Genomic DNA, 25,051 nt, shown 5'->3' with positions numbered 1-25,051 from the left:
GAATTACTTTACGCGAGCCCGGGCCCAGTTACAAATCGAAACGGGTGTAATTTGGGCAACTAGACCGGTCTACGTGACCTTAGTCACAAAAAGTGCTACTGTTCACCGGTAAATTCCTTGGATTTCCGCGGGTTTTGATTCGCGCAGCCCTGGTCATCCCATGTCCGAGCCCAAAATCGGCACCGTGGCGAGCCCTAGCATTTAGGACACACCACTGAACCCGAGGAAGGGAACCGTAATGGGAGATCTGGCGCGACTGCCGTTGCTTGAAAAGGCACCCACCACACATGCCGGTCTGCTGGCATGGGTTGAAGAGGTGGCTGAACTGACTCAGCCGGACCGGATCTACTGGGTTGACGGCTCGGAAGAGGAAAACACCCGGCTGACCGATGAGCTCGTTGCCGCGGGCACCCTGACCCGGCTGAACGAGAACCTGTTCCCCAAGTCCTTCGCGGCCTTCTCCGACCCGGCCGACGTGGCACGCGTCGAAGAGCAGACCTTCATCTGCTCCGAGAACAAGCGCGATGCAGGGTTCACCAACAACTGGATGGCACCGGCGGAGATGAAGGAGAAGCTGCGCGGCCTGTTCGCCGGCTCCATGCGCGGCCGCACCATGTACGTCATCCCGTTCGTGATGGGCCACCTGGACGCAGAGGACCCCAAGTTCGGCGTGGAGATCACGGACAGCGCCTACGTTGTCGCCTCCATGCGCATCATGGCGACCATCGGCACCGAGGTCCTGGACAAGATCACCGCCACGAACGCGTTCTTCGTCCCCGCCCTGCACTCCCTGGGCGCACCGCTGGCCCCGGGGCAGGCCGACGTCGCATGGCCCTGCAACCCGGACAAGTGGATCGTGCACTTCCCGGAGGAGCGCTCCATCTGGTCCTTCGGCTCCGGCTACGGTGGCAACGCCCTGCTCGGCAAGAAGTGCTACGCCCTGCGCATCGCCTCGGTAATGGCCCGTGACGAAGGCTGGCTGGCCGAGCACATGCTCATCCTCAAGCTGACCTCGCCGGAAAAGAAGAACTACTACGTCTCCGCCGCCTTCCCCTCCGCCTGCGGCAAGACCAACCTCGCCCTGCTGGATCCGACCATCGAGGGCTGGGAAGTCGAGACCCTCGGCGACGACATCACCTGGATGCGGATCGGCAAGGAAGGCGAACTGCGCGCCACCAACCCGGAGGCGGGCCTGTTCGGCGTCGCCCCCGGCACCGGCTGGGGCACCAACCCGAACGCCATGCGCGCCATCGCCAAGGGCCACAGCATCTTCACCAACGTGGCCCTCACGGACGACGGCGGCGTGTGGTGGGAAGGCATGACCGACGAGGTCCCGGCGCACCTGACCGACTGGCAGGGCAACTCCTGGACGCCTGATTCGGACAAGCCCGCGGCCCACCCGAACTCGCGCTTCTGCACCCCGATCTCCCAGATCGACATGCTGGCCGAGGAGTACTACAGCCCCGACGGCGTGGAGCTTTCCGCCATCCTCTTCGGCGGCCGCCGCAAGACCACGGTTCCCCTGGTGACCGAGGCCCGCAGTTGGACCAACGGCATCTTCATGGGCTCCACCCTGTCCTCCGAGACCACGGCCGCGGCCGCGGGCCAGGTGGGCGTGCTCCGCCGGGATCCCATGGCCATGCTGCCCTTCATCGGCTACGACGCCGGCGACTACCTGAAGCACTGGATCAGCGTTTCGTCCAAGGCCAACCCGGCACGGCTGCCCAAGATCTTCCTGGTCAACTGGTTCCGCCGCACGGCCGACGGTGACTTCGCGTGGCCCGGGTTCGGCGACAACGCGCGTGTCCTCAAGTGGGCCATCGAGCGCATCGAGGGCAAGGCCGACGCCGTCGAGACACCCATCGGGTTCGTGCCGGCCGGCCACGCGCTGGACCTCACCGGCCTGGACCTGACCCACGCCCACGTTGAAGACGCCGTCCGCGTCGACCCGCAGGAGTGGGCCACCGAGCTGGCCTCGATTGAAGAGTGGTACGCCAAGTTCGGCGACTCCCTGCCCGAGGCCCTGCGTACCGAGCTGGAAGGCCTGAAGGCTCGCATGGCAGCCCAGCAGTAACAAGTACCGGTCAACGAACGGCGGCCCCGCACCTTGCGAAAGGTGCGGGGCCGCCGTCGCGCTCTCATCGATTGCTCCGCAGCGGCCCTTTTGACCCCTCAGAAGGGCAGTTACGGAGCAATCGATGAGTGTCTAGCTGGCGAGCCAAATGTCCGGGCCGAAGACCTCGTAGTGGATCTTCGTGGCCGGGATGCCGGCGTTGATGGCCTCGTTGCGGATGTTCTTCATGAACGGCAGCGGGCCGCACAGGTACAGGGACGCGTTGGCGGGCAGGTCCACTTCGCGCAGGGACATGAAGCCGGTCTTGGCGCCGGCTTCCGGCTGCTCGAGCCAGAGCTGGAGGTCGGCGCCGTCGAGGCGTTCGACGTCGTCAGTCATCTGGGAGCGCAGCGCCCAGCTGTCCAGGGTGCTTTCCGCGTGCAGGACCAGGACCTGGCGGTCCGAACCGGACTCGGCGAGGGAGCGCAGGATGGACGCCGTGGGGGTGCAGCCGATGCCGGCCGAGGCCAGGACCACGGGGCCGTCGCCCTCCTTGAGTGTGATTTCGCCGTAGGGGTTGGAGATTTCGATGACGTCGCCGACCTCCACGGTGTTGTGCAGCACGGGGGAGACCTCGCCGCCGTCGTCGAGCTTCGTGGTGAAGCTGCGGCTGGTGCCGGCGTCGCCGGAGAGGGAGTACTGGCGGACCTGACGGAGCCCGTCCGGCAGGGTGACTTTGACGCTGACGTACTGGCCGGGGAGGGCCGCGGTGATGGGGGTGTCGTCGGCCGGTTCCAGGGTGAAGGTCATGGAGCCGGTGCCGGCGGGAGTCTTGGCGGCAACCTTCCAGGGGGTCCACATCTCGCCGTTCGCCTGGGCGGCGTAGAGGCCTTTCTCGAGCTTGATCAGCGCATCCGCCATGAGCCAGTAGACCTCGGTCCAGGCCTCGGCGATTTCCGGGGTGATGACCTCGGCCAGGTCCTCGGCGATGGCGGCGAAGAGGTGCTCGTAGACCACCTGGTACTGCGGTTCGGTGATGCCCAGGGAGGCATGGCGGTGCGCGATGCGGGACAGGACGGTCTCGGGCAGGGTTCCGGGGTTGTTCACCAGGTGGGTGGCGAAAGCGGCGATGCTTCCGGCCAGGGCCTGCTGCTGGTTGCCGTTGCGCTGGTTGGAGCGGCTGAAGAGCCCGTCCAGCAGTTCCGGGTGCGCGGCGAAGAGCCGGGCGTAGAACTTGGGGGTGATCTCGCCGATGCGGGAACCGACCAGCGGCAGGGTGGCCTCGATGACCGGGAAGGACTTGTCCGAGAGCATGCTGACTCCTGAGTTAGTGGCCCGGGGTCTTCAACCGGACCGCGATGTGAATACTAATATTTGAAATGCGAGTATTTACACCTCAGTTCTACATGGCGTAGAAGAGTGATGCAAATCGGGTGGGCAGGGCCGTGACGAGGGGCCGTGACTAGAGTCCGGGACGCAGCCCGATCATTTGGAAGACCGGCGTCATTTGCCGGGAGGTCGGCAGCGAGGCGATGACGATCCCGTCGAGTTCGCGATAGAAGGCCTCGCGGGCCCGGGCAAGCGCGGCCCGGAGATGGCATTCGGTGATGAGCGGGCAGGTGCCGCCCGCGGCGACGCAGTCGGCCGGGTCCTGGCGGGTGTCGAGTTCCCGCAGCAGCTGGCCCACCGTCGCGGCGCGGCCGGCGCTGCTGAGCCGGGATCCGCCGTTGCGGCCGCGTTCGACGTCGATCATGCCCAGTTCGCGCAGCTTCGCCATCGCCTTGCTGACGTGGTTGTAGGGCGTGCCGACGGCGTCGGCGATGTTCTGGGTGGTCAGGAGCCCGCCGTCGGGAGCGGCCGCGAGCACCATCATGGCGCGCAGGCTCACATCAGCGAAGGCGTTGATCTTCATATCCCCAGCTTACGGCCGGTCTAGTCCACCCACACGGCGGGTTCGTTGGTATCGGCGGAGAGCTGGCCGAATTCGAGTTCGCGGGTCCCGGGGTTCGGGGCGTAGGGCAGGACCGCGGCGAACAGCGATCCGTCCTGGTGTTCGGCGGCCACGTGAATGGCGTCCGAGTCCTCTTCGATCAGCGTGATGTCACAGACCACCGCGGCGGCCCGGAACTCGTCCCGGTGCTGGCGGAGCAGCTCGTGGAGGTCCCGGATCATGGTGTCCGCGTCGAAGTCGGCGTCGGATCCGTCGCTCGCGTCCGCGGGGGTCACGGCAACCAGCCGGACTTCGCCGTCGTTCTGCACTACGAGCGCGAACGGCAGGAAGCCGCCGTTACGCTCCAGCTGCTCCTGCGCGGCCCCGACGCCGGTGCCGAGCAGGTTTTCCAGGTCCGTGGCGCTGGCTTCCGGCACGGACTCGCGCCAAGAGCCGGCGTCCGGGGTTTCTTCGGGATGCGCGGCCACTGCTAGCCCCGGACCAGCGCCAGGACGCGGTCGCGGACCCGCTCCATGGTGGCGGTGTCCGTGGCTTCGACGTTGAGGCGCAGGAACGGCTCGGTGTTGGACGGGCGCAGGTTGAACCAGTAGCTGCCGTCGGTGGCAATGAAGGTGCTGCCGTCGAGGTAGTCGACCTCGACGTCTTCGTCAAGGAAGTCCTCGCGGACGCGCTCGACCGCGCCGGCCTTGTCCTCGATTTCCGAGTTGATCTCGCCGGAGGACCGGTACGGTTCATATTCGCGGCCGAGTTCGGAGAGCGGGCCGTCCTGTTCGCCCAGGGCGGCCAGGACGTGCATGGCCGCCAGCATGCCGGTGTCCGCATTCCAGAAGTCGCGGAAGTAGAAGTGGGCCGAGTGCTCCCCGCCGAAGATGGCTCCTTCCGCGGCCATGACGGCCTTGATGAAGGAGTGCCCCACGCGGGTGCGGACGGCGCGGCCGCCGTGGCGTTCGACGAGTTCCGGAACCGCGCGGGAGGTCAGCAGGTTGTGGATGACGGTCGGCATGTCCTCGCCGAGGGCCTGGGCGCGGGTGATTTCGCGGCGGGCCACCATGCCGGTGATGGCCGACGGCGAGACGGGCTCGCCGTTTTCGTCGATCACGAAGCAGCGGTCGGCGTCGCCGTCGAACGCCAGGCCGATGTCCGCGCCGTGCTCGACGACGGCGGCCTGCAGGTCGCACAGGTTTTCCGGCTCCAGCGGGTTGGCCGGGTGGTTCGGGAACGAGCCGTCGAGCTCGAAGTACAGCGGCACGATCTCCAGGGGAAGCTTGGGCAGCAGCGCATCACCCAGCACGGCCGGCGTGGTGAGGCCGGCCATGCCGTTGCCGGCGTCGATGACGACCTTCAGCGGTCGTGAGCCGCGCAGGTCCACGAGGCTGCGCAGGTACTCCGCGTACCCCTTGAGGACATCATGCACGCCCACCAGGCCGCGGGTGCCGGCGGCCGGGATGGTGCCGGCGTTGAGGTATTCCTCGGCGCGGGCCTGGATTTCCTTGAGCCCGGTTTCGGAGGAGATCGGCACCGCGCCGGCCTTGGCCATCTTGATGCCGTTGTACTCGGCCGGGTTGTGGCTGGCAGTGAATGTGGCGCCGGCGGCGTTGAGGGCACCGCACGCGTAGTAGAGCTCGTCGGTGGAGATCAGGTCCAGCAACTGGACGTTGGCGCCCCGGGTGGCGGCGCCGTTGGCAAAGGCCTTGGCGAACTCGGGGGAGGAGGGGCGCATGTCCCCGCCCACGAGCACGGTCTGCCCCGTGAGCTCCAGGACGTCGACGAAGGCCGCACCGACGGCTTCGACGATTTCCGCGGTGATGGATTGGCCCACGATTCCGCGCACGTCATAAGCCTTGAACGAGGCCGAGAGGTCAAAAGTCTTTGTCTTGTCCGTAGTCACGGGTCTTATCTTACGTTGCGGCTCTGACGCTGCGGGCTGACGTGGCCGCGCCGGTGTTGTCCGCCGCGGTGTCCAATGCGTGGGTTGTCCACATAGCGGGGTGCTCGCTGTGGCGGTGTCGGAGGGGGCTGGGATACTGAATCAATGGCCAGTAACCAGAACGTCCTTTCCAGCCCAGCAGATTCCGCCACCTCAATTTCCGGCGCCGCAGTTTCCGGGGCCGCTGTCTCCCCGACCCGGGAACAGGCCCAGGCTGTGCTGCGGGAGCTTGTGGGGCACCCCGAGGCGCAGTTTCATGACGGCCAGTTCGAGGCCATTGAGGCACTGGTCGATGGCGGCCGGCGCGCCCTGGTGGTGCAGCGCACCGGCTGGGGAAAGTCGGCCGTGTACTTTGTCGCCTCGCTGCTGCTGCGCCGCCGCGGCGCGGGACCCACCCTGATAGTGTCCCCGCTCCTGGCTCTTATGCGGGACCAGGTGGCCGCCGCGGCCCGGGCCGGGGTTCGGGCGGTCGCCATCAACTCCGCGAACCAACTGGAGTGGGACACCGTGCGCGAGCAGCTTGCCGCCGATGAAGTGGACGTCCTGCTGGTTTCGCCCGAGCGCCTCACCAACCCGTCCTTCCGGGAAAACCAGCTTCCCGAACTCGTCCGCCGGACCGGGCTGCTGGTGATTGACGAGGCCCACTGCATCTCGGACTGGGGCCACGACTTCCGCCCCGACTACCGGCGCATCGCGGACCTCATCACTCAGTTGCCGGAGACTGTCCCGGTGCTCGCCACCACCGCCACGGCCAATTCCCGGGTGGTCCATGACATCGAAGAGCAGCTCGGCAAGGACGTCCTGACCATCCGCGGCGCCCTCGGCCGGGAATCGCTCCGGCTGGGCGTCCTGACACTGCCGGATTCCCGCGAGCGGCTGGGCTGGCTGCTGACCCACCTGCAGGACCTGCAGGGCAGCGGCATCATCTACACGCTCACGGTGTCCGCCGCCGAGGACACCGCCCGGCTCCTGGCCGAAGCCGGGCACGAGGTGCTTGCCTATACCGGACGCACCGACCCCGCGGACCGGGAACGCGCCGAGCAGCTCCTCAAGGACAACCAGGTCAAGGCGCTGGTTGCCACCTCCGCCCTCGGCATGGGTTTCGACAAGCCGGACCTCGGCTTCGTGGTGCACCTTGGCGCGCCGTCCTCTCCCGTGGCGTACTACCAGCAGGTGGGCCGTGCCGGGCGCGGCGCGGCGAACGCCGACGTCCTGCTCCTGCCCGGTTCCGAGGACCGCGACATCTGGCAGTACTTCGCCACCGCGTCCATGCCGTCCGAGGACAAAGCCGCAGCCGTCCTGACGGCCCTTGCCGAGGCCGGTACGGCTGTGTCCACGGTGGCGCTCGAGGCCCGGGTGGACCTGCGCCGGACCCCGCTGGAGCTGCTGCTGAAGGTGCTGGCCGTGGACGGCGCCGTCGAACGCGTCGGCGGCGGCTGGCGTTCCACGGGACAGTCCTGGAGCTATGACGCCGAACGGTACGGCCGGATCGCCGAGGCCCGGGTGGATGAGCAGGACTCGATGGTCATCTACCAGGACACCGCCGGCTGCCGGATGGAATACATCACCTCGGTGCTGGACGACGAAACAGCCCACGCCTGCGGCCGTTGCGACAACTGTGCTGGCCGCTGGTTCCCGGCCGATATCGCCGAAGCAGCCACGGAGGCCGCCGGGCAGACACTCCGCCGGGCCGGCGTCGTGCTGGAGCCGCGGCTGCAGTGGCCCACCGGCATGGACCGGCTGGGGGTGCCCGTCAAGGGCAAGATCAAGCCGGACGAGGCCCTCGCGGACGGCCGGGTCCTGGCACGCCTGACGGACCTCGGCTGGGGCGGTGCCCTGCGCGAGGCCTTCGCCGCCGGTGCGCCCGACCGGCCCGTGGACCCCGGCATGCTGCAGGCCTGCGTCCAGGTACTCAGGGAATGGGGCACCGGAGACTCGCGGGCCCCGGGCTGGAGCGGCGCCGGCCGGCCGGCCGCGATCATCAGCCTGCCCTCCCGTGGCAAGCCCGTGCTGGTGGACTCCCTGGCCCGCGGGATCTCCGAGATCGGCCGCATCCCGTATCTTGGCCAGCTGCAGCTCCACCACGGCGGACCCACCGGCGGCCGCGGCGGCAACAGTGCCTACCGGCTCGCCGCCGTCTGGGACCGCCTGGTGGTGGGGCCCGAGCTGGAGGAAGCCTTGGCCGGAATCCGCGGCCAGAGCGTGATGCTCATCGACGACCTCGTGGACAGCCGCTGGACCCTGACCGTCTCCGGGCGCGCCCTCAGGCTTGCGGGCGCCGGCGCCGTTTTGCCGCTGGTGCTGGGCCAGGCCGGCTGACCGCGGCGCCCGCATGGCGGGGGAGCGCCAGGCTGTCCAGCGTGCTCAGGAGCATCAGGACGGCGATGGCCACGAACGCCGCCCGGTACGGCGCCGCCGGGTCACCGGCCGCAGGGCCGGCGAGGGCATGGCTGCCTGACTCGAAAACCCGCAGCAGCAGCGCCCCGACGGCAATCCCCGCCGCGGTCGCGAGCTGCACGAGCGTGGCGGAGACGGCGTTCGCGGACGGCAACTGGGCCGGGACGACGTCGGCGTACTGGACGGACGCGTAGGCCGAGAAGCCGATGGAGCGGAAGGCTCCGCTGGCCACGAGGACCGCGACGATCAGCGGCTCCGGCGTGCCGGCGTCGAGCAGCGCGCACAGCGCAAAGGTGACCGCCGAGGCCAACGATGCGAACACCAGGACGGGCTTGAAGCCGAACCGCCGGATGAGCGGCGTCGTGGCCGGCTTGATCCCGATGTTGCCCGCGAACACGGCGGACACCATCGCCCCGGCGTGCAGGGGGTCCCAGCCGAAGCCGGCCTGGAACATCAGCGGCAGCAGGAACGGCACGGCGCTGATGGTCAGGCGGTACACAAAGCCGCCCGTGGCCGTCGCGCGGAACGTCCGCGCGCCGAAGACGGACAGATTGAACAGCGGCGTGCTGGACCGCCGCATCCAGGCCACGGCGGCGGTCAGGAACAGCAGGCCCGTCACGATCCCCGCGGCCGCCGCCAGTCCGGCGTCCCGGCCGCCCGTCAGTTCCAGACCCACCAGCAGGGAGCCCACCCCAAGCGTGGTCAATGCCAGCCCCAGCCAGTCGAGTCGCCGCGTGCTGTCGCCGGCGACCGCCGGGACCAGGCGCAGCGCGGCCAGGAACGCCGCCAGGCCCAGGGGGAGGTTGACCAGGAAGATCCAATGCCAGGACAGGTACGTTGTCAGGGCGCCGCCCACGAGCGGGGCCAGGACCGGGGCCAGCAGCCCGGGCCACACCAGGAACGCGGTCGCCCGCAGCAGGTCCTTCTTCGGCGTCCCGCGGAGCACCACGAGGGTTCCCACGGGGACCATCATGGCGCCTCCGGCCCCCTGCAGGACCCGGCTCAGGGTCAGCATGGTGAGGTCCTGGCTCAGCGCGCAGAGCAATGACGCGGCGGTAAAGGTTGCGATGGCCAGGCAGAACACCCGGCGTGCCCCGATCCTCTCCGCGAGCCAGCTGCTGAGCGGGATGCCCATCGCGACCGTCATCAGGTAGGCCGTCATGGTGATGTTGACGTCGGCCGGGGCGACCGAGAAATCGGCGGCGATGCTGGGAATGGCCGTGGTCAGGACGGTCCCGTCGAGGAATTCCATGAAGAACGTTGCGGCCACCAGAAGGGCCAGCCGCGGGCTCCAGCTGCCCTCGGCCGGAACACTGCTGCGGGAGGAGGCTTTCATGCTCAAGGGTCCGCCGTCGGGGTCACGCATGGCGGAGCGGCTGTTCAGCTTCCAGCACGGCCATGGCGGCGTTGTGCCCGCCGATCGCGCTGACGGCACCGCCGCGGCGGGCGCCGGAGCCGCAGAGCAGGATCTGCGGATCGTCCGTGGCCACGCCCCAGCGGCGCGCCGGCGTGTCCAGCGGGTCGCCGTCTTCCACGAACGGCCAGTCGAGCCCGCCGTGGAAGATGTTGCCTCGGGGCATGCCGACGGCGCGTTCGATATCCAGGGTGGTCTTGGTTTCGATGCAGGGGCGACCGTCCGGACCCGTCAGGAGCAGATCCTCTATGGGTTCAGCCAGGACGGAGTTCAGGGAGGCCAGGACGGCGGACTGCAGTTCGGCCCGCCGGTCCTCATTGTTCTCCGCCGTGACCAGCCGGTCCGGGACGTGCAGCCCGAAGACCGTCAGCGTCTGGGCACCTGCGGCCTGCAGTTCCGGAGACAGGATGCTGGGGTCGGTCAGCGAGTGGCAGTAGATTTCACACGGCAGCGGCGAGGGCACGGATCCGCCCGCGGCGCTGAGGTAGGCGGCGTCGAGCTGGGACCACGTCTCGTTGATGTGGAACGTCCCGCCGAAGGCCGCCTCCGGGCTGACGGACCCGTCCAGCAGCCGCGGCAGCCGTTTGAGCAGGAGGTTGACCTTGACCTGTGCGCCCTCGCGGCGATGGTTCGGGTTGTCGGTACCGTTGCGGGTTCCGCTGTCCCGGAGCCGGTCCAGGACCACCGGTGCCACATTGGAGAGGATCCACCGCGCGGTTGCCCTGTGGTCCTCCCCGCCGTGGCGGTAGCCCACGACACCGCCTGGGCGGACGGCCGTGACGTCTGCCGAGGTCAAGATGGTCGCGCCGGCGTGGCGGGCGGCCCGCTCCAGCTCACCGGACACGGCGCCCATGCCGCCGACCGGCACGTCCCAATCGCCCGTCCCGCCGCCGATCAGGTGGTACAGGAAACAGATGTTCTGCTGCAGGTCCTCGTCGTCGGCCCGGGCGAAGGTGCCGATCAGCGCGTCGGTGAGGACCACGCCGCGGACCAGGTCGCTGTGCAGGTCCTGGCTGATGGCATCTCCGATGGGACGTTCGATCATGGCCTCCCAGCCCGCGGACGCCCCGGCCCGGGCGGCGAGGGACCGCGCTTCGGACCGCGGCAGCAGCGGCGCGGTCATGGTGGGCCAGAGGGCTTCCGTGAGCTTCCGGCAGGCGGCGTAGAACGCGGTGAAGGCGCCGAATTCGCCGTCGGGCGCGCCGACGGCGGCGAAGGACGCCGCGGTGGCGGCCGCGTCCTCGTTGTCCACCAGCAGGGCCCGGCTGCTGTCCCGGGGGTCCGGGCTATAGGAGGAATAGCGCCGCCGTGCCAGTTCGATGCGCAGGCCGAGGTCATCGATGACTTGCTGCGGGAGAAGGCTTACGAGGTACGAGTAGCGCGAAAGGCGGGCGTCGACGCCGTCGAACGCGTGCGCTGAGACTGCGGCGCCGCCAGCGTTCTCCAGCTTTTCCAAGACCAGGACGTCCCGCCCGGCCTTGGCCAGATACGCCGCCGCGGCAAGGCCGTTGTGGCCGCCGCCGACGATGATCGCGTCAAATTCCGTGTTGCTCGACATGGGCCTATCCTGCCATCCGGATCCGCCGTCGGGCGCGCGGCGTCCGGCCACCGGACGGGTGCCCCGGGAACGCAAAAGGCCCCGGTCAGGGACCGGGGCCAAACGCGGAGACGGGGGGATTTGAACCCCCGGTGGAGTTGTGCCCCACACTTCATTAGCAGTGAAGCCCATTCGGCCGCTCTGGCACGTCTCCAATTGCTATTAACTAGCCAACCAAGGATACGCAGAAGGTGCCACACAGTGCAAAACGGCTGGTCCGGGACAACGCGGGGTCACCTACGGCCCATGATGGGCGGGATGTGACCCCGCGTTGCTTGTCGCCAACGGGAGTGCGGGATCAGGCCTCCCGGCCGGCCAGGGCACGCCACAGGAAATGCTGACTCCGGCTTTGCAGGGCCGCGGCCTGCCGGTTGTCGGACGCGCCCGCGTGACCGCCCTCCAGGGCCTCATGGAACCAGACGTTCGGGATGCCCATGGCCTGCATGCGCGCGGCCATCTTCCGGGCCTGAACCGGCCCCACCCGGTCATCGGATGTCGCCGTCCAGATGAACGTCTCGGGGTAGTCCACCCCGTCCTTGAGCAGATGGTAGGGCGAGAACGTCTTGATGGACTCCCACTGTTCCGGGTCGTCAGGGTCGCCGTATTCGCCGATCCAGGAGTAGCCCGCGGAGAGTTTGGTGTACCGGCGCATGTCCAGGAGCGGGACCCCGCAGGACACGGCGCCGAACAGTTCCGGATACTGCGTGAGCATGTTGCCCACCAGCAGCCCGCCGTTGGAGCCTCCCACGCAGCCGAGCCGCTCGCGGGACGTGACACCGCGGGAGATCAGGTCCTTCGCCACGGCGGCGAAGTCCTCATAGGCGCGGTGGCGGTTGCCCTGCAGTGCGGCGCGGTGCCAGGACGGCCCGTATTCGCCGCCGCCGCGGATGTTCGCCACCACGTAGACGCCGCCCCGGCGGTGCGGGGCCCCGCCCTCAGCGCCGGCGGACGCCGCGGTGCGCCGTTCCAGCCAGGCCCGGCCGACTGCCCCGCTGTAGGCCGGGGTCCGCGAGATCTCGAAGCCCCCGTAACCGGACAGCTGGGTGGGGTTCTGGCCGTCCAGGACCAGGTCCTTGGAGCCTACCTGGAAGTAGGGGATCCTGGTGCCGTCCTTGGAGACGGCGAAGTGCTGCTGGACTTCGTAGTCCGCCTCGTTGAAGAACGACGGCGAGGTCCGGATCACCTCGTGCGTGCTGGTTGCGCCGGCGCCGGAGTCACCGCCGCGGGTGAGTGTTCCCCGGGTCAGGGTGGTGGGGGTCGTGAAACCGGTGGCGATGAGCCAGAAGTCATTCCCGGCGCCGGGCGACTCGCCCTCGGACACCGAGGCGGCGCCGCCGGTGCCGTCATCGCCGTCGTCGTCCGTGCCTTCGGCGTCGTCTTCGTCGTCAACTGCGAAGGCGTTGACGTCGTGCAAGGGCGGGCAGGCGTCCAGGACGGTGGCCTCCCATGCCGAGTCCGTTCCCGGGCGCCGCGGATCCAGGACGTGGATCTCCGAGGACACGTCCCGAAGCAGATTCAGCAGCAGGAAGTCCCGCGTCCAGCTCCAAGACTGCAGGGAGGTGTGCGGATCGGGCGAGAAGAGCACGGCCAGGTCCCGGCTGCCGGCGAGGAAGTCCTCGAAGCCGGCCGCGAGGAGGGAACCCGCGGGGTATGTGGTGCCGTTGACCGTCCAGTCGCGCTGCGGGCGGAACAGCAGCCATTCGCGGTGCGAGCTCAAGTTCACGTCCGCGGGCACGTCGATCTGCACCCACTGGCCGTCGCGCAGCACGGAGGTGTTCTTTTCGAAGAAACTGATCCAGTCGACGGCAAACGTGCGTTCGAAGCCCGGCGTGGAGTCGTGGGCCACGATCGCCATCATGTGGTCCTCGGGGATGTCGAAGAGCTTCTCGGCCTGTGTGAGGGATTCGCCCCGGCGCAGCTTCACCCCGGTCCGGGCGTAGGAGGAGGTGGTCCGCGGCAGGCCGTCGGCCGTGGTGGCGACAAGCAAGGTGTCCGCGTCCAGCCAGGAGGCGTTGCCCTTGCCGGTCGGGAGGTCGAAGCCGCCGTCCGCCGGATCCACGAAGCCGCGGGCCTCGACGTCGAACTCACGGTAGCGGTTCGCGTCCCCGCCGTCGGGAGAGAAGGCCAGCAGCGCCCGACGGTGCGGTTCGCCCGGGGCCGGGCGGAGGAAGTTGGCGCCGTGGAAGACCCAATCCTGGCCTTCGGCGGCGGCGAGGGCATCGACATCCAACAGGACGTCCCATGCGGGGGTCCCGGACCGGTAGCTGTCCCAGCCGGTCCGCCGCCACAGTCCCTTGGGGTTGTCCCGGTCCTTCCAGAAGTTGTAGTACCACTCGCCGTGCTTGCCCACCATGGGGATCCGGTCGGTGGAGTCGAGGACCTCCAGGATTCTGTTTTCGAGGTCGGTGTAGTCGGCATCCTCGAGGAGTTCTTCGGTGCGGGCATTTTGCTCACGGACCCACGCCAACTGCTCCTGGCCGTAGACGTCCTCGAGCCAGATGTTCTCGTCGATTGGTTCGGGTGCAGTCCCTGCATCCGGGGCGGCGCCGGCGGCTTGGCCGGACGCGGACGGGTGATCAGCTTCTGTGGCGGTCATTTTTCCATCCAAGAACATCGGTGCGGCAGTAGCAAGTCATGCGGCGGGTCCGGCCCGCGGCCGGGTTGCCGATACGCTGGATGCCGTGGGCATATCGCGAAGCATCCGGACGGCAGTGATTGGCGCCGGTCCCCGGGGCACGAGCGTGCTGGAGCGGCTCCTTGCCAACTGGGCCGCCGCCGGCCCTGCCGGAACCCTGCACATCGACGTGATTGACCCGTACCCTGCCGGGCCCGGGCATGTCTGGCAGCCCGGACAGTCGCGGCTGTACCTGATGAACACGCAATCGTTCTATCCCACGGTCATCCCGGAAGACCCGGCGCTCGCCGCGCCCGTGGCCGGGCACACCTTTGACCAGTGGCGCGACCTCCAGCAACGCCACCTTGATCCGTCGCTGACTGACGAGGAACGGGCCGAGGTCTCCGGGCTCGGCCAGGCGGACTTCCCCAGCCGGGCCCTGTACGGCCGCTACCTGCGCTCCACCCTCGAGGAGCTGCTCACCCGGCTCCCGGCCGGCGTCACCGTGGACTTCCACCCGGCGACGGCGACCTCCGTGCGCCACGCGGCCGCAGCGGGCGCTGACCCGGCGGCTGCTGACCCTGTTGCCGCACAGGATTCTGCGGTGCGGTTCGACGTCGTCCTCGACGACGGCACGGTGCTCACCGTCGACTCCGTGGTGCTGGCCCTGGGCCATCTGGACGCGCGGTTGAACGCCGAACAGCGGGAGCTGCTCACCGCGGCGGAGGAGCTCGGCCTCCTGTACCTGCCGCCGGCGGCGCCCGCCGACGTCGACTGGTCCGTGGTGCCGGCCGGTGAACCAGTCCTCGTGCGCGGTATGGGCCTGAACTTCTTTGACGTGATGGGACAGCTGACGGAAGGGCGCGGCGGGCGGTTCCTGGCCGCGGAGGACAACGCCGAACTGACATACGTGCCGTCCGGCCGCGAACCTCTCATCATCGCCGCCTCACGCCGCGGGACCCCCTACCGGGCCAAGGCGACGCTCACCGGCTACTACCCGGGCTCGGTCCAGCTGCGGTACTGCACCGAGGACGCGATCGCGAAGTTCGCCGAGTCCGGCATCCGGCCGTCCTTCGACTTTGACCTCTGGCCGCTCCTGCACCGCGACGCGATCTGGGCCTACTACTCGACGCTCGCGCGCTCGCAGCCCGGTGCGGTCCTGACCGATCCGGCCGAGTTCCTGCGCGCCCTGGACGAGTCACTGCGGCCGCACGCGCATTCGACCGGCAAGTGGGAAAACACCATGGAATCCGTGGTCGCCATCCATGTCCGGGCAGCCCACCGCCTGGACTTGCTCGGCCTCGCAGCTCCCCTGGCCGGGCGCTCGTTTGGCTCCCGGTCTGAACTGGATGCCGCCGTCGTGGACTATCTGCTCGACGACGCCCGGCGTTCGGCGCTCGGCGAGAACGACGCCGTGAAGATGGCCATCGGCGCCCTGCACCACGGCCGGGCGGTGCTCAAGACTGCTGTGGCCGACAGTGGCATCACGGACGAATCGTGGGTCGCGGGCCTGCGCGGCTGGTTCGAATCTTTCGTGGAAGGCCTGGCGAGCGGTCCGCCGGCGCTGCGTGCCGCGCAGCTCGCGGCCCTGGCCCGCGCGGGGGTTGTCCGCTTCGTGGGCCCGGACCCCAAGTTCGGCGTGGACCGCCGAGCCCGGACGTTCATCGCGGCGTCGCCCTGGGTGGGCTTCGGCACCGATGAAAGCGTCGACGGCGGGTCCGGCGGTGTTCTGGGCGGCGCGGGGGGTGCCGGCGCGAGCTCCCGGACGGGGAGCGGCGCGGGCGGTGCCGGCCTGGGGACCGCCTCGGGCGGTGCTGGCTTGGGGGCCGCCGTGGCGGGCGACTCCGCGGCGGGCTCCGTGGCGGCGTCGGCGATGATCGAGGCGCTTGCGCCGGCCAACCGGGTGGCCGCGAACGCCTCGCCCCTGCTGGAGCAATTGCTGGCCGAGGGGCTGGTGCGGCCGCGCCTCATGATGAGCGTGGAGGGGACCCCGGTCCAGACCTCGGGACTGGATGTCGTCCCGCATCCGTATCGGCCGCTCGGGGCTAACGGGTCCGTGACGGAGGGAATCTACGTGCTCGGGCTCCAGCTCTCCGCCGCGCAATGGGGCACGGCAATCGCCGCCGAGGCCCGGCCGGCGTCGGGCCCCGTCTACCGCAGCGGGCAGCGCACCCTGCGCGACGCCGACGAGATCGCCCGGGACATCCTGGGCCGCTGACACGCAGCTGCACGTCTCTGGCCCGCATCCGCCCCTGTGAAAAGTGGACATGCCCTCCCCTGGGGCCCGGCGGTGGGCTCTTGGTGCTTGTGTCCACTCCTGAGGCTTAGGGCTGAGCATGTCCCGTGTTGTGGCGGGCCGTGAAAATTGGGCATGCCCTCCCGTGGCGCCGGGCGGTGGACTCTTGGTGCTTATGTCCACTCGTGAGGCTTAGGGCTGGGCATGTCCCGTGATGTGGCGGGCCATGAAAAATGGGCATGCTCTCCCCTGGGGCCGGGCCATGGACTCTTGGTGCTTATGTCCAGCCCTGAGGCTTAGGGCTGGGCATGTCCCGTGATGTGGCCGCGGCATCCTGGCTCCTTGGGTTCCACCCCGACACCTCGACAAATGGACATACCCTCCCGTGGCGCCGGGCGGTGGACTCTTGGTGCTTATGTCCACTGCTGCGGGCTAGGGGAGGGCATGTTCACTGCTGCGGGAGCTACGAGCCCGGGGCTACGTGCCCCGGGCTACGGAAGCCCGGGACACGGATCAGCCCTTGAGGCACTTCCTGTAGGCGGCCATGGCTGTCCCGTAGTTCACCTGGCCCACGACGTCCGCGGGCCGCGTCGGCTTGACCGGCGGGACGCACTTCGGCGGGACGGGGGTGCTGGCCGCGATCAGCACCGCAGTCTTCACCACAGTGCCGGATTCGACGGCGGTGAGCACCAGGGTGCCCGTGCCGGCAGCCGCGGCTGCAGGAACCTTCACGTCCACCGTGGCGGCGCCGGCGGACACCGGAACTGAGCCCAGGGACGTCACGGCACCTGCAGCATCCGTGAATTCGGCGCGCAGCGAGGTATTCACCGGGCTGCCCAGCGAGGTGAGGTCCAGCTTCGAAACCGCCAAGGTGACGGACTCACCACTCTTGACCTCGGCCGCCGTCGTGTTCACGACCGCCACGGAGCGCCGTGCGAAATCAGGCGAAACGGGGTTGTGGGTCTGCAGGTACTTGATCCACGCGTCGCGGTCCACCAGCCCGGAGTCCTTGGTGCCGGCACCTTCCTTGAAGATGCGGAAGTTGTCGCCGCCGGTGGCCAGGAAGTTGAACGTCCCGATTCGGTAGGACTTCGCCGGGTCGACCAGCACACCGTTGACCCGGATCGAGGTGATCCGGTCACCGGCGGCGCGAGCGGCGTCGTAGGTGTAGTTCACGTTCTTGGACAGGCCCAGCTGCTGGTACGCGCGGCTGGGAACCGTGCCGTCCGGGTTGGTCTGCCACTGCTGCTCCAGCAGCGTCTTGAACTGCGCGCCCGTCAGGGACGTGGTCCACAGATTGTTCACGAACGGCAGCACCGCGTTGGCCTCGGCGTACGTGATGGTGCCGTCGGGCGCGTAGTACAGCTCGTTGCGCAGACCGCCCGGATTGACGACGCCGATTTCTGCGGCGCCGAGTTCCGGCGCCTTCAGCGCATCCACGAGGGAGTCGGCCACCAGGTTGCCGAGCGTGGACTCGCTGGCCCGGTCATCGCGCACGGCCGGGGAGCCGCCAAATGCCGTCGTGATATCCGCGGTGACCTTGCCGACAGGCTGGTTGCCCACCACGGCGGCCTCGGCCAGGGCCTTGTCCACGATGGTCTTGACGGCGGCGACCCGCGGGTACTGGGCCACGAGGTCCGCTGCAGGCTGCGCGGCACTCGTGGTGCGCTGGACGTTGCCGGCCTTGTAGCCGGTCACCGACATGGTCTTGGTGTCGACGGTGAGCTGGATCTGGCCGATGAACTCGCCGTAGTTTCCGGTCTGGACGATCGGGCGGGTCCTGCCGGTGGGCTGGCCCGCCGAATCCAGGACCGGCGCGTCCCAGGCGTACTGCTTGTGGGTGTGGCCGTTGAAGATCGCGGCAACATCCGGGGTGACCTTCTGGACCATCTTGGCGAAGGGGCCGCCGGCGGCGACTTCCTGTTCCAGGGTGGCGCCCTCGGGCGCACCGGACCCGGCGCCGTCGTGGTTCTCCACGATGATGACGTCGGCGAGCTTGTCCGCCTTGATCTTTGCCGCGACCCGGTTGATGGCGTCGACGGGATCCCCGAACTCCAGGTCCGCGATGCCCGACGGCGTGACGAGCGAGGGCACTTCCTGGGTCACGGTGCCGATCACGGCGACCTTGACGCCGTTCATGTCCAGGACCGTGTACTCCGGCAGGACCGGTGTGGTGGTGCCCTTGGCATAGACGTTGGCGCCCAGGTACGGGAATTTCGCGTTGGTTCCGCCGGCGCTGACGCGGTCGCGCAGGTCCGCCCAGCCGCCGTCGAACTCGTGGTTGCCCACCGCGGAGGTGCGCAGGTCCAGCGCGTTCAGCACGTCGATGGTCGGCTGGTCCTTGGCGGTCGCGGAGGCGAACAGCGAGGCGCCGATGTTGTCGCCAGCCGAAATGAACGCCGTCGCGCCCGGCGCGGCGGCGGCGCGAAGCTTCTCGATGGTCCCCGCGAAGAACACGGTGTTGGAATCGATGCGGCCGTGGAAATCGTTGATGCCCAGGAAGTTCAGCTCAACGCTGGCCGGGGTGACGGGCAAGTTCAGGCCCACCACCACCGGATCGTGATCGCTCGCCCGGAACTGGTCCGGCGTGTAGTAGTCGGTGACGTTGTTGTTGTAGCGGCTGTACTCCAGCGCCACGGACTCCACGGAGTTGATGTTCCAGATGTCAGCGCCCGTGACCGCGGCGTTGGCTGCGGGGGAGGCGAGGATGTGGTCCAACGAACCCACGAGGCCGCCGAAGAGGTAGGAATGCTTGGCGGAGCCGTCGGCGTTCTTTGCCTTCTCATCCTGGTTGACGTAGCCGGCGCCTGTGAGGACGTTGATCGGGTCCTCCTTGGCGTAGGAGTTGAAGTCGCCGATCAGGAAGACCTTGTCCGTGCCCTTGGACTTCTGCAGTTCATCCGAGAACGCCAGCAGGGACTTGGCCTGGGCGGTGCGGGCGAGGTTGGAGGCGCCCTGGCCCTTGTCGGTGTCCTCCGGAGTGGCGGCGGAGCCCTTGGACTTGAAGTGGTTGGCGATCGCGATGAACTTCTTGTCATCCGAGGCGCCGACGGGCTTGAAGACCTGGGCCAGCGGCTTGCGGGCGCTGGCGAATGCGACGGTGTCATTGTGGATGATGGACTCGCCCACCGGCTCGGCGGTGGCCTTTTTGAAGATGAACGCGGTGCGGATCATGTCCTCGTCGGCCAGCGGGGGTGCGTTGGCGGGCGTGCGGACGTAGTCCCAGATCCCCGGCGTGGCGATGTTCAGGGCATCCACGAGCTTGGCAAGGGCGTCGTCACGGTTCTTGCCGAACTGGGCCGAGTTCTCGACCTCCATCAGCGTGACGACGTCGGCGCCGGACTTGGCGATGGCGGCGACGATCTTGTCCTGCTGCCGCTTGAAGTTCTCCGCATTCGCGGCGCCGCGGACGTCGCAGCCGCCGCTGACGGTGATGGGGTTGCCCGCCCGGTCGTTGTAGAACTTGCAGCCGGAGATCGTGTCGCCCGTGGTGGGAAAGTAGTTCAGCACGTTGAAGGAGGCGAGCTTGAGGTTGCCGCCGACGGCCGCCGGGGAGTCCGCGCGGGTGGCGCCGAAGCTTGCCGGCTGCACGGTGTCCGCGTTGGCGGCCGTGAGCTGTGTCAGGGGCTGGAACTTCCAGGCGTTGTTCGCGTAGCTGAGCACCACATTGGTTTTGAACGTCACCGGCGCGCCGACCCGGACGTGGTCGTCCGTGGTCAGGTACGGGAGCACCTGGGCCTTCGTGGCGGCGTCCTTGAGGAAGGTCGTGGTGGCACCGTCGTCGAGCTTGATGCCGCGGGCGGCATTTGCCGCCACAGCGGCGGTGTATTCCGCGGAGCCGAACGGCGCGACGGCGGTGGGTTGCTCCAGCGCGGTGGTGCCGCCGGCCAGGCCGATCTCGCCGTACTGGTTCAGCGAGAAGTTGTCCGCCACGGTGACCGGTCCCTGCGGGGTGAGCAGCATGCCTTCGAGGGACTCACGGAACGCCTCGTCGGCCGGGAGGGCGAAGCCGGTGGCCTTGACCTCCGGGGCGGCCTCGGTGAGCTTCTTCAGATCGGCTGCCGCGGCAACGGTCAGCTGGGTCATTCCGAAGAATTCGCTGACGGCGCCGGTGAGCTCGACGTAGTCACCGATCCTGACGGAGTCCACCGTGGAGGGCGAGTAGACGAACACAGCGTCCGACGCCGTGTGGTTGGCCGGCGTGAGATCGCCGCCGGTGCCGGCGGTCTGGACGTAGTAGCCGGCGAAACCGCCGGTGGGGAACGTCGCGGTGACCCTACCGCGCGTCGTGACCGTGGACCCGGCCAGCGGGCTGGCCGCGCCGGTGCCCTGGATTTCGGCGATGGTCTTGGTGGCCGGGGGCGTGCCGGGGTCCGCGGGCGGGTCGACGGGGCCGGGATCTGCGGTGCCGTTGGCAGCCTTCGGCGTGATGGCTGCGTTGAGCGCGAGGTCGGCGGAGTTGTTGTTGGTGTCCGCGCCGTTGCTGCGGTTCAGGCTCTTGACGTCGGTGTTGCCCGACGGCGCCGCGGCCGCCTGGGTCTCGAAGGTGTTCGACGTGCCGTAGCCGAGCACGTCCGCGACGTTGGCCGGTTCAATGACCGAGCCGGTCAGCAGCGGGTTGAGTGCGGTGGACTGTTTGGCCAGCACGATCGTGCCGCCGCCCCCGGCCGGGTTGAACCCGGTGGCGGTGGCGTCCGCGGCCGGGAGGTCCGCGCCGGCGGTGCCGTTGCTGCCGCCCTTGAGGAGGTAGTACCCCTGGGCGGGGATGCTGCCGCTCAGGGCTGCAACCGAGCTCGGCGCTCCCGTGCCTGTGGCGGAGCGGTACTGGAGGGACCAGCCGTCCACCGAAACGGGCGCGTCGGAGCTGTTGTAGAGCTCGACGAATTTGTTCTTGAAGGCGGCGCCGGTGCTGCCGCCGCTGAGGTAGGCCTCGTTGATGACCACCGGTGAGGTTCCGGTTGCCGCCGGGGAAGCCTCCACGGCATGTGCCGGGGCTGCCGCCAGCGGAGCCGCTATGAGCGCCGCCGACAGGGCTGTGCCCAGCACTGATTTCCAGGGTGTTTGTTTCATCCGCTCTAACTCTCATTAGGGTGCCCCGGGTAAAGGGCAGGGTGCAGTGCGTCCGCCGGGTGCAGCGGACAGTGGCCGGCCTGAACTCCTGGTCAAGTCGTGCCGGGCCCATCCAAACAGGGGTGAATGAACAACGTATGGATTAAACGTGCATTCGGCGGGACGTCCCCCAGCGAGACGCGCCGCAGCCTTCCCGGAGCGGCTCGAAAGCCCCGGGCAGCGGTGACTGATGATGCAGGTGAGCGGTGTCCGGGTGCCTCCACCGGGCGCTCCACAGCAGAATACCGGCCAGTAGCCCTCGGGGAAGGGACTGGCCGGTATTTCTTACAACAATTTTTGTAATTAGGTGGCTGAGGCCTTTCGGCCCCGCCTGTCGGGGAGGCCGGGGTTAGCGGTCCCGGGCTCCGGGGCTACGCGTCCGCAGCGGGCTGGCCTCCCTGGCCGGTGTCAGCCACGATCTTGAACATCGCGCCGGTGGGGTCGGTCAGCGTCGCGAGCCGGCCGAAGGGGGTGTCCTCCGCCTCTTGGATCACCGTGGCGCCGAGGGAGACGGCCTGGGCAACCGTGGCGTCCGTGTCTTCCACGGCGAAGTAGACCTGCCAATTGGAGGGAACCTCCGCGGGCAGGTAGGCCGAAGCGTCCATGATGCCGGCCTTGGCCGCCGGTCCCGCGCCCAGCGTGGTGTAGCGGAATTCCGGGGTGTCGCTCATGACGTCGGTGTCCCAGCCGAACACGTCCTGATAGAACTTGACTGCAGTGACGTAGTCCTTGGTGTGGAGCTCATGCCAGGCCGGCGCGCCCGGTTCGGCCGCCAGCTCAAAGCCCTTCATCTCGGCCGGCTGCCACACGCCAATCGACGCGCCTGTGGCGTCCGCGATCATGGCCATGCTGCCCTGCTCGGGAACTTCCATGGGCTCCATATAGACCTGCCCGCCATGCTCCGTCGCAGCCTCGACCGTGGCCGCGGCGTCCTCAGACCGCAGGTACGTGGACCACATGTCGGGCCAGGCTGCCTGGTCCGGCCGCTGCTGCATCATGCCGGCCACGGACTTTCCGTTCTTCGAGGCGGTGATGTAGCCGCCGTACTTTTCCGCGTCGCCGGTCTGGAAGGTCCAGCCGAACAGTGCGCCGTAGAAGGACTTCGCCTTCTCGGCGTCCGATGTCATGAGGTCGATCCAGCATGGTGCGCCGTTGGAGTGGTCGGGTGTGGGCATGGGGACTCCTGCTCTCTGTGGCGGACTGGCATCGTCGTGCGGCCGCCGGACTAGTGTGCGTGTTGGAGGCGTTGTGGTGGAGACGAACTGGTGGAGACACAGCGAGACTATGACGGGGCCCCGACACTTTCAATGGGGAGGCTGTCCGCGGCGCAAATGGCAGCACGCGTGGCCGCACTCAACCCGTGCTCCGCTGCGGCCGCCGTCGTGCTCCCCGCGCGGTCAACAAGCGGTCAAGCACCGCCGCAAACGCGCACCACGCGCGCTTAGAGTGACGCGTAGAGCTTGCCCGTTGATGTCAACGTGCCGTCCAGTTTGAACAGCGAAGACGTGCCCATTTGGGGGTCGTTGATGGGGCGGTTCTTCCACGCGAACCGTTCGACGTACGGCAGCTTTCGCATGCCAGCGACGGTCTCGCGCATGAACTTCTCGACCATCGGGCGGGTGAACTCGTTCTTGTGGGTCTTGGAGACATTCCAGTCTGCGACGGCGTATTCGGTGACCCAGACGGGGCGCTGGTACTTGTCGTGGAGGCGGGCAACCTTCCTGAGGAAGTCTGCGGTGTCCGGCCAGGCGTAGCAGTGCATGGTCATGAAGTCGACGCGCAGGTTTTCCCGCTTGACCCGGAGCATGAACTGGTCCAGCCATTTGGCGTCCGGGCTGATCGTGGCCGGAGAACCGAGCCGCAGCCCGGTCGTCTGCAGCAGCGGCCACAGCCGGACGGCTTCATCGACGGACATGTTGGCCTGGAGCGGGTGGTCGGGTTCGTTGAAGCCGAGGAGGTTGGCGGTTTTCGTCTGGCTCAGCTCCCGGTTCACAAAGCCGAGCGCATCTTGTTGGAGCAGTCTCCTGCCGTCCTTGATCATCGGGACGAAGGGTTTGCCGGTGTAGGTCCGCGTGGCCTGCCAGGTGTAATACCAGTCGGGGTTGAGGCTCGTGATCTGCCTGAATGACAGGGCGTCACTGCCGCCGTTGGATGCGCCTTTGAGAGCCCGGACAGGAGTGGCCGCATTAGCCGAGCCGGCACCGGCTGCCATCAGTCCGGGGACCGCCAGAGCGGCCAGCGGGAGTGTGAGAAAGTGTCGGCGTTCCATGGGTTCCTTTATCAGGTCGTGGGGCGTTCTGCCTTGGCCCCGCTGTTCGATGGGCCTTTCGCTTCAGGGGTCAGCTTTTGTACGCAGGGTAGCTTGCGCGCAGACGCGCCAGCGCCGTGGTGTATTTCGTCCCTGCCGCCGCGAAGGCGGTGACGGTGGCCGCCAGCCGGGTTCCATTGCCGGCTACTGTCCGGGCGTATTTGGTGCGGAGCGCAGAGGTGCTGGCTTTGTAGTCGGCCACGGCCTTGGCGTGCGCGTCCGCCAGCTGGGCCCGTTTGAGGCTGTAGTCGGCCTGGGATTTGGTGTACCCGTCTTTGAGGGCGGCGACCCGCGCGTCCCGGGCGGGGGCTTCCTTGGCGTAGGCGTTCTTGAGCTGCGTCCGGGCCTTCTTGTAGTCGGCCTTGGACTGGGTGTAGGCGTTCTTTAGGGCTTCGATGCGGCCGGATTTGGCGCGGTATTCGCTGTCGCGTTGTGCCGCCAGCTGGGCTCGCGCGGCTGTGTAGGCTGCCTTGGATTGGGTGTACCCGTCGCGGAGCGCCTGGATGCGGGCGTCCCGGGCGGGGGCCTCTTTGGCGTACGCGGCCTTGAGTGCGGCGATTTCAGCGGTGTAGCTGGCTGTGGCTTTCGCGTACGTCGCTTTGGCCAGGTCCTTCGCTGCGGTGGTTTTCGCCGCTGCGTATTCCTTGGCGTAGGCGACTTTCTTCGCGGAGAGCGTCGTATTGGCTTTGGCTACTGCCGCGTCGTAGGCCGCTCTCGTGCTGGCGTATTTGGCGTATTCGTTGGCGATGGCTTGTTCGAGCGCTGGTTTGACCCGGTTATTCGCTTCGGTCAGGTCGGCGACGGCTTTGGCGTAGGCCTGGGTCTTCCGGTCGAAGGCAGCGTTTTCGGCCGCGATAGCGGCATCCAGGGCGGGCCGCTTTTTGTCTTGGGCGGTGGCGAGATCATCCATGGCTTTGATGTGCTCGGCGGCTTTCTGGGCGTACGCCGCCTTTTCCGCTGCCAGAGCCCTGTCGAGCGCGGGCCGTTGTGCGCTGTTCGCCTTGCTCAGCGCCGCGGTCGCTTTGTCGTAGGCCGCGTTGGTGGCGTCAATGTCGGCTTTTTTGGCCGCGAGTGCTTTGTCCAGGGTGGGCCGGAGGCTCGCCTGGTAGGCGTATTCGCTGGCCTGAGCGTCAACGAAACGCTGGGCGGCGGCCTGATAGTCCGCCGCCAGGAGGACGAAGGATGCATTGTATGCGGCCCTGGTCATGGGGGCTGCCGTGACCGAGGGGGCCGCTGCGCCTGCGGAGCGGGTTGCGGTGGTTTGGGTGGCAGCGCCGGCGGCTGGAGACACCGCCATGGCACCAAAGGTCAGCGCAAGGCTGAGGCCAAAGATGCTGGTGATGCTGGTGGTGTTCTTCTTCACGAGGCTGATCGTACCGCCCAGCTTTGCGTTTTGGGCATCAGAGTGCTAGTCACGCGGAAAGAATGCGCTGATCTTGCGGCAT

14 protein-coding genes and 1 tRNA gene are annotated in these 25,051 nt (G+C 68.2%); 3 read left to right on the top strand and 12 right to left on the bottom strand.

What is annotated here, in order from left to right:
- Positions 1 to 238 precede the first annotated feature (238 nt).
- The gene (locus ACVWYS_RS16060; RefSeq protein WP_091255910.1) at positions 239 to 2,074 is read left to right on the top strand and encodes a phosphoenolpyruvate carboxykinase (GTP); all 1,836 of its coding nucleotides are present in this window, start codon (positions 239 to 241) and stop codon (positions 2,072 to 2,074) included.
- Positions 2,075 to 2,206: 132 nt separating this feature from the next.
- On the opposite strand, the gene ACVWYS_RS16055 is transcribed toward ACVWYS_RS16060, so the two are convergent.
- From ACVWYS_RS16055 to ACVWYS_RS16040, 4 genes are all read right to left on the bottom strand, one after another.
- Complete coding sequence (locus tag ACVWYS_RS16055; protein ID WP_344362997.1) at positions 2,207 to 3,367, bottom strand: globin domain-containing protein; 1,161 nt, start codon at positions 3,365 to 3,367, stop codon at positions 2,207 to 2,209.
- Positions 3,368 to 3,515: 148 nt separating this feature from the next.
- Entirely contained in the window at positions 3,516 to 3,965 is a 450-nt protein-coding gene (locus ACVWYS_RS16050) for an RrF2 family transcriptional regulator (protein WP_344363000.1), read from the bottom strand.
- A 20-nt stretch (positions 3,966 to 3,985) separates the two neighbouring features.
- A complete protein-coding gene (locus ACVWYS_RS16045; protein ID WP_091255386.1) occupies positions 3,986 to 4,471 on the bottom strand; it encodes a hypothetical protein in 486 nt (161 codons plus the stop codon).
- Between the two features lie 2 nt (positions 4,472 to 4,473).
- On the bottom strand, positions 4,474 to 5,892 hold the full coding sequence (locus ACVWYS_RS16040) for a phosphomannomutase/phosphoglucomutase (protein WP_456510052.1): 1,419 nt from the start codon (positions 5,890 to 5,892) through the stop codon (positions 4,474 to 4,476).
- Positions 5,893 to 6,036: 144 nt separating this feature from the next.
- Between ACVWYS_RS16040 and ACVWYS_RS16035 the strand changes: the two genes are divergently transcribed.
- Positions 6,037 to 8,250: a RecQ family ATP-dependent DNA helicase gene (locus ACVWYS_RS16035; protein WP_456510051.1), complete on the top strand. Its 2,214-nt coding sequence runs from the start codon at positions 6,037 to 6,039 to the stop codon at positions 8,248 to 8,250.
- On the opposite strand, the gene ACVWYS_RS16030 is transcribed toward ACVWYS_RS16035, so the two are convergent.
- From ACVWYS_RS16030 to ACVWYS_RS16015, 4 genes are all read right to left on the bottom strand, one after another.
- Positions 8,195 to 9,664 (bottom strand): MFS transporter, encoded by a 1,470-nt coding sequence (locus ACVWYS_RS16030; RefSeq protein ID WP_456510050.1) that lies wholly within the window; start codon positions 9,662 to 9,664, stop codon positions 8,195 to 8,197. The genes ACVWYS_RS16035 and ACVWYS_RS16030 overlap by 56 nt on opposite strands.
- A 22-nt stretch (positions 9,665 to 9,686) precedes the next feature.
- The gene (locus ACVWYS_RS16025; RefSeq protein WP_456507503.1) at positions 9,687 to 11,300 is read right to left on the bottom strand and encodes a phytoene desaturase family protein; all 1,614 of its coding nucleotides are present in this window, start codon (positions 11,298 to 11,300) and stop codon (positions 9,687 to 9,689) included.
- Between the two features lie 105 nt (positions 11,301 to 11,405).
- A tRNA-Ser gene (locus tag ACVWYS_RS16020) sits at positions 11,406 to 11,493 on the bottom strand.
- A gap of 144 nt (positions 11,494 to 11,637) precedes the next feature.
- A complete protein-coding gene (locus ACVWYS_RS16015) occupies positions 11,638 to 13,935 on the bottom strand; it encodes a prolyl oligopeptidase family serine peptidase (RefSeq protein WP_456507502.1) in 2,298 nt (765 codons plus the stop codon).
- Between the two features lie 85 nt (positions 13,936 to 14,020).
- Between ACVWYS_RS16015 and ACVWYS_RS16010 the strand changes: the two genes are divergently transcribed.
- Positions 14,021 to 16,171, top strand: coding sequence for an FAD/NAD(P)-binding protein (locus ACVWYS_RS16010; protein WP_456507501.1), 2,151 nt, complete (start codon positions 14,021 to 14,023; stop codon positions 16,169 to 16,171).
- Between the two features lie 531 nt (positions 16,172 to 16,702).
- Here ACVWYS_RS16010 and ACVWYS_RS16005 read toward each other — a convergent pair.
- The 4 genes from ACVWYS_RS16005 to ACVWYS_RS15990 form a co-directional block, all read right to left on the bottom strand.
- Entirely contained in the window at positions 16,703 to 21,259 is a 4,557-nt protein-coding gene (locus ACVWYS_RS16005) for an ExeM/NucH family extracellular endonuclease (protein ID WP_456507500.1), read from the bottom strand.
- A gap of 410 nt (positions 21,260 to 21,669) precedes the next feature.
- The gene (locus ACVWYS_RS16000; RefSeq protein ID WP_456507499.1) at positions 21,670 to 22,473 is read right to left on the bottom strand and encodes a VOC family protein; all 804 of its coding nucleotides are present in this window, start codon (positions 22,471 to 22,473) and stop codon (positions 21,670 to 21,672) included.
- 266 nt (positions 22,474 to 22,739) lie between these two features.
- Positions 22,740 to 23,567 (bottom strand): glycosyl hydrolase, encoded by an 828-nt coding sequence (locus ACVWYS_RS15995; protein ID WP_344363025.1) that lies wholly within the window; start codon positions 23,565 to 23,567, stop codon positions 22,740 to 22,742.
- Between the two features lie 70 nt (positions 23,568 to 23,637).
- Positions 23,638 to 24,969, bottom strand: a complete 1,332-nt coding sequence (locus tag ACVWYS_RS15990; protein ID WP_456507498.1) for a hypothetical protein — start codon at positions 24,967 to 24,969, stop codon at positions 23,638 to 23,640.
- Positions 24,970 to 25,051: the final 82 nt, after the last annotated feature.

Source organism: Arthrobacter sp. TE12231, from assembly GCF_054062895.1.
The sequence above is the reverse complement of the archived record's forward strand: the minus strand, read 5'-3'. Positions and strand labels throughout refer to the sequence as shown.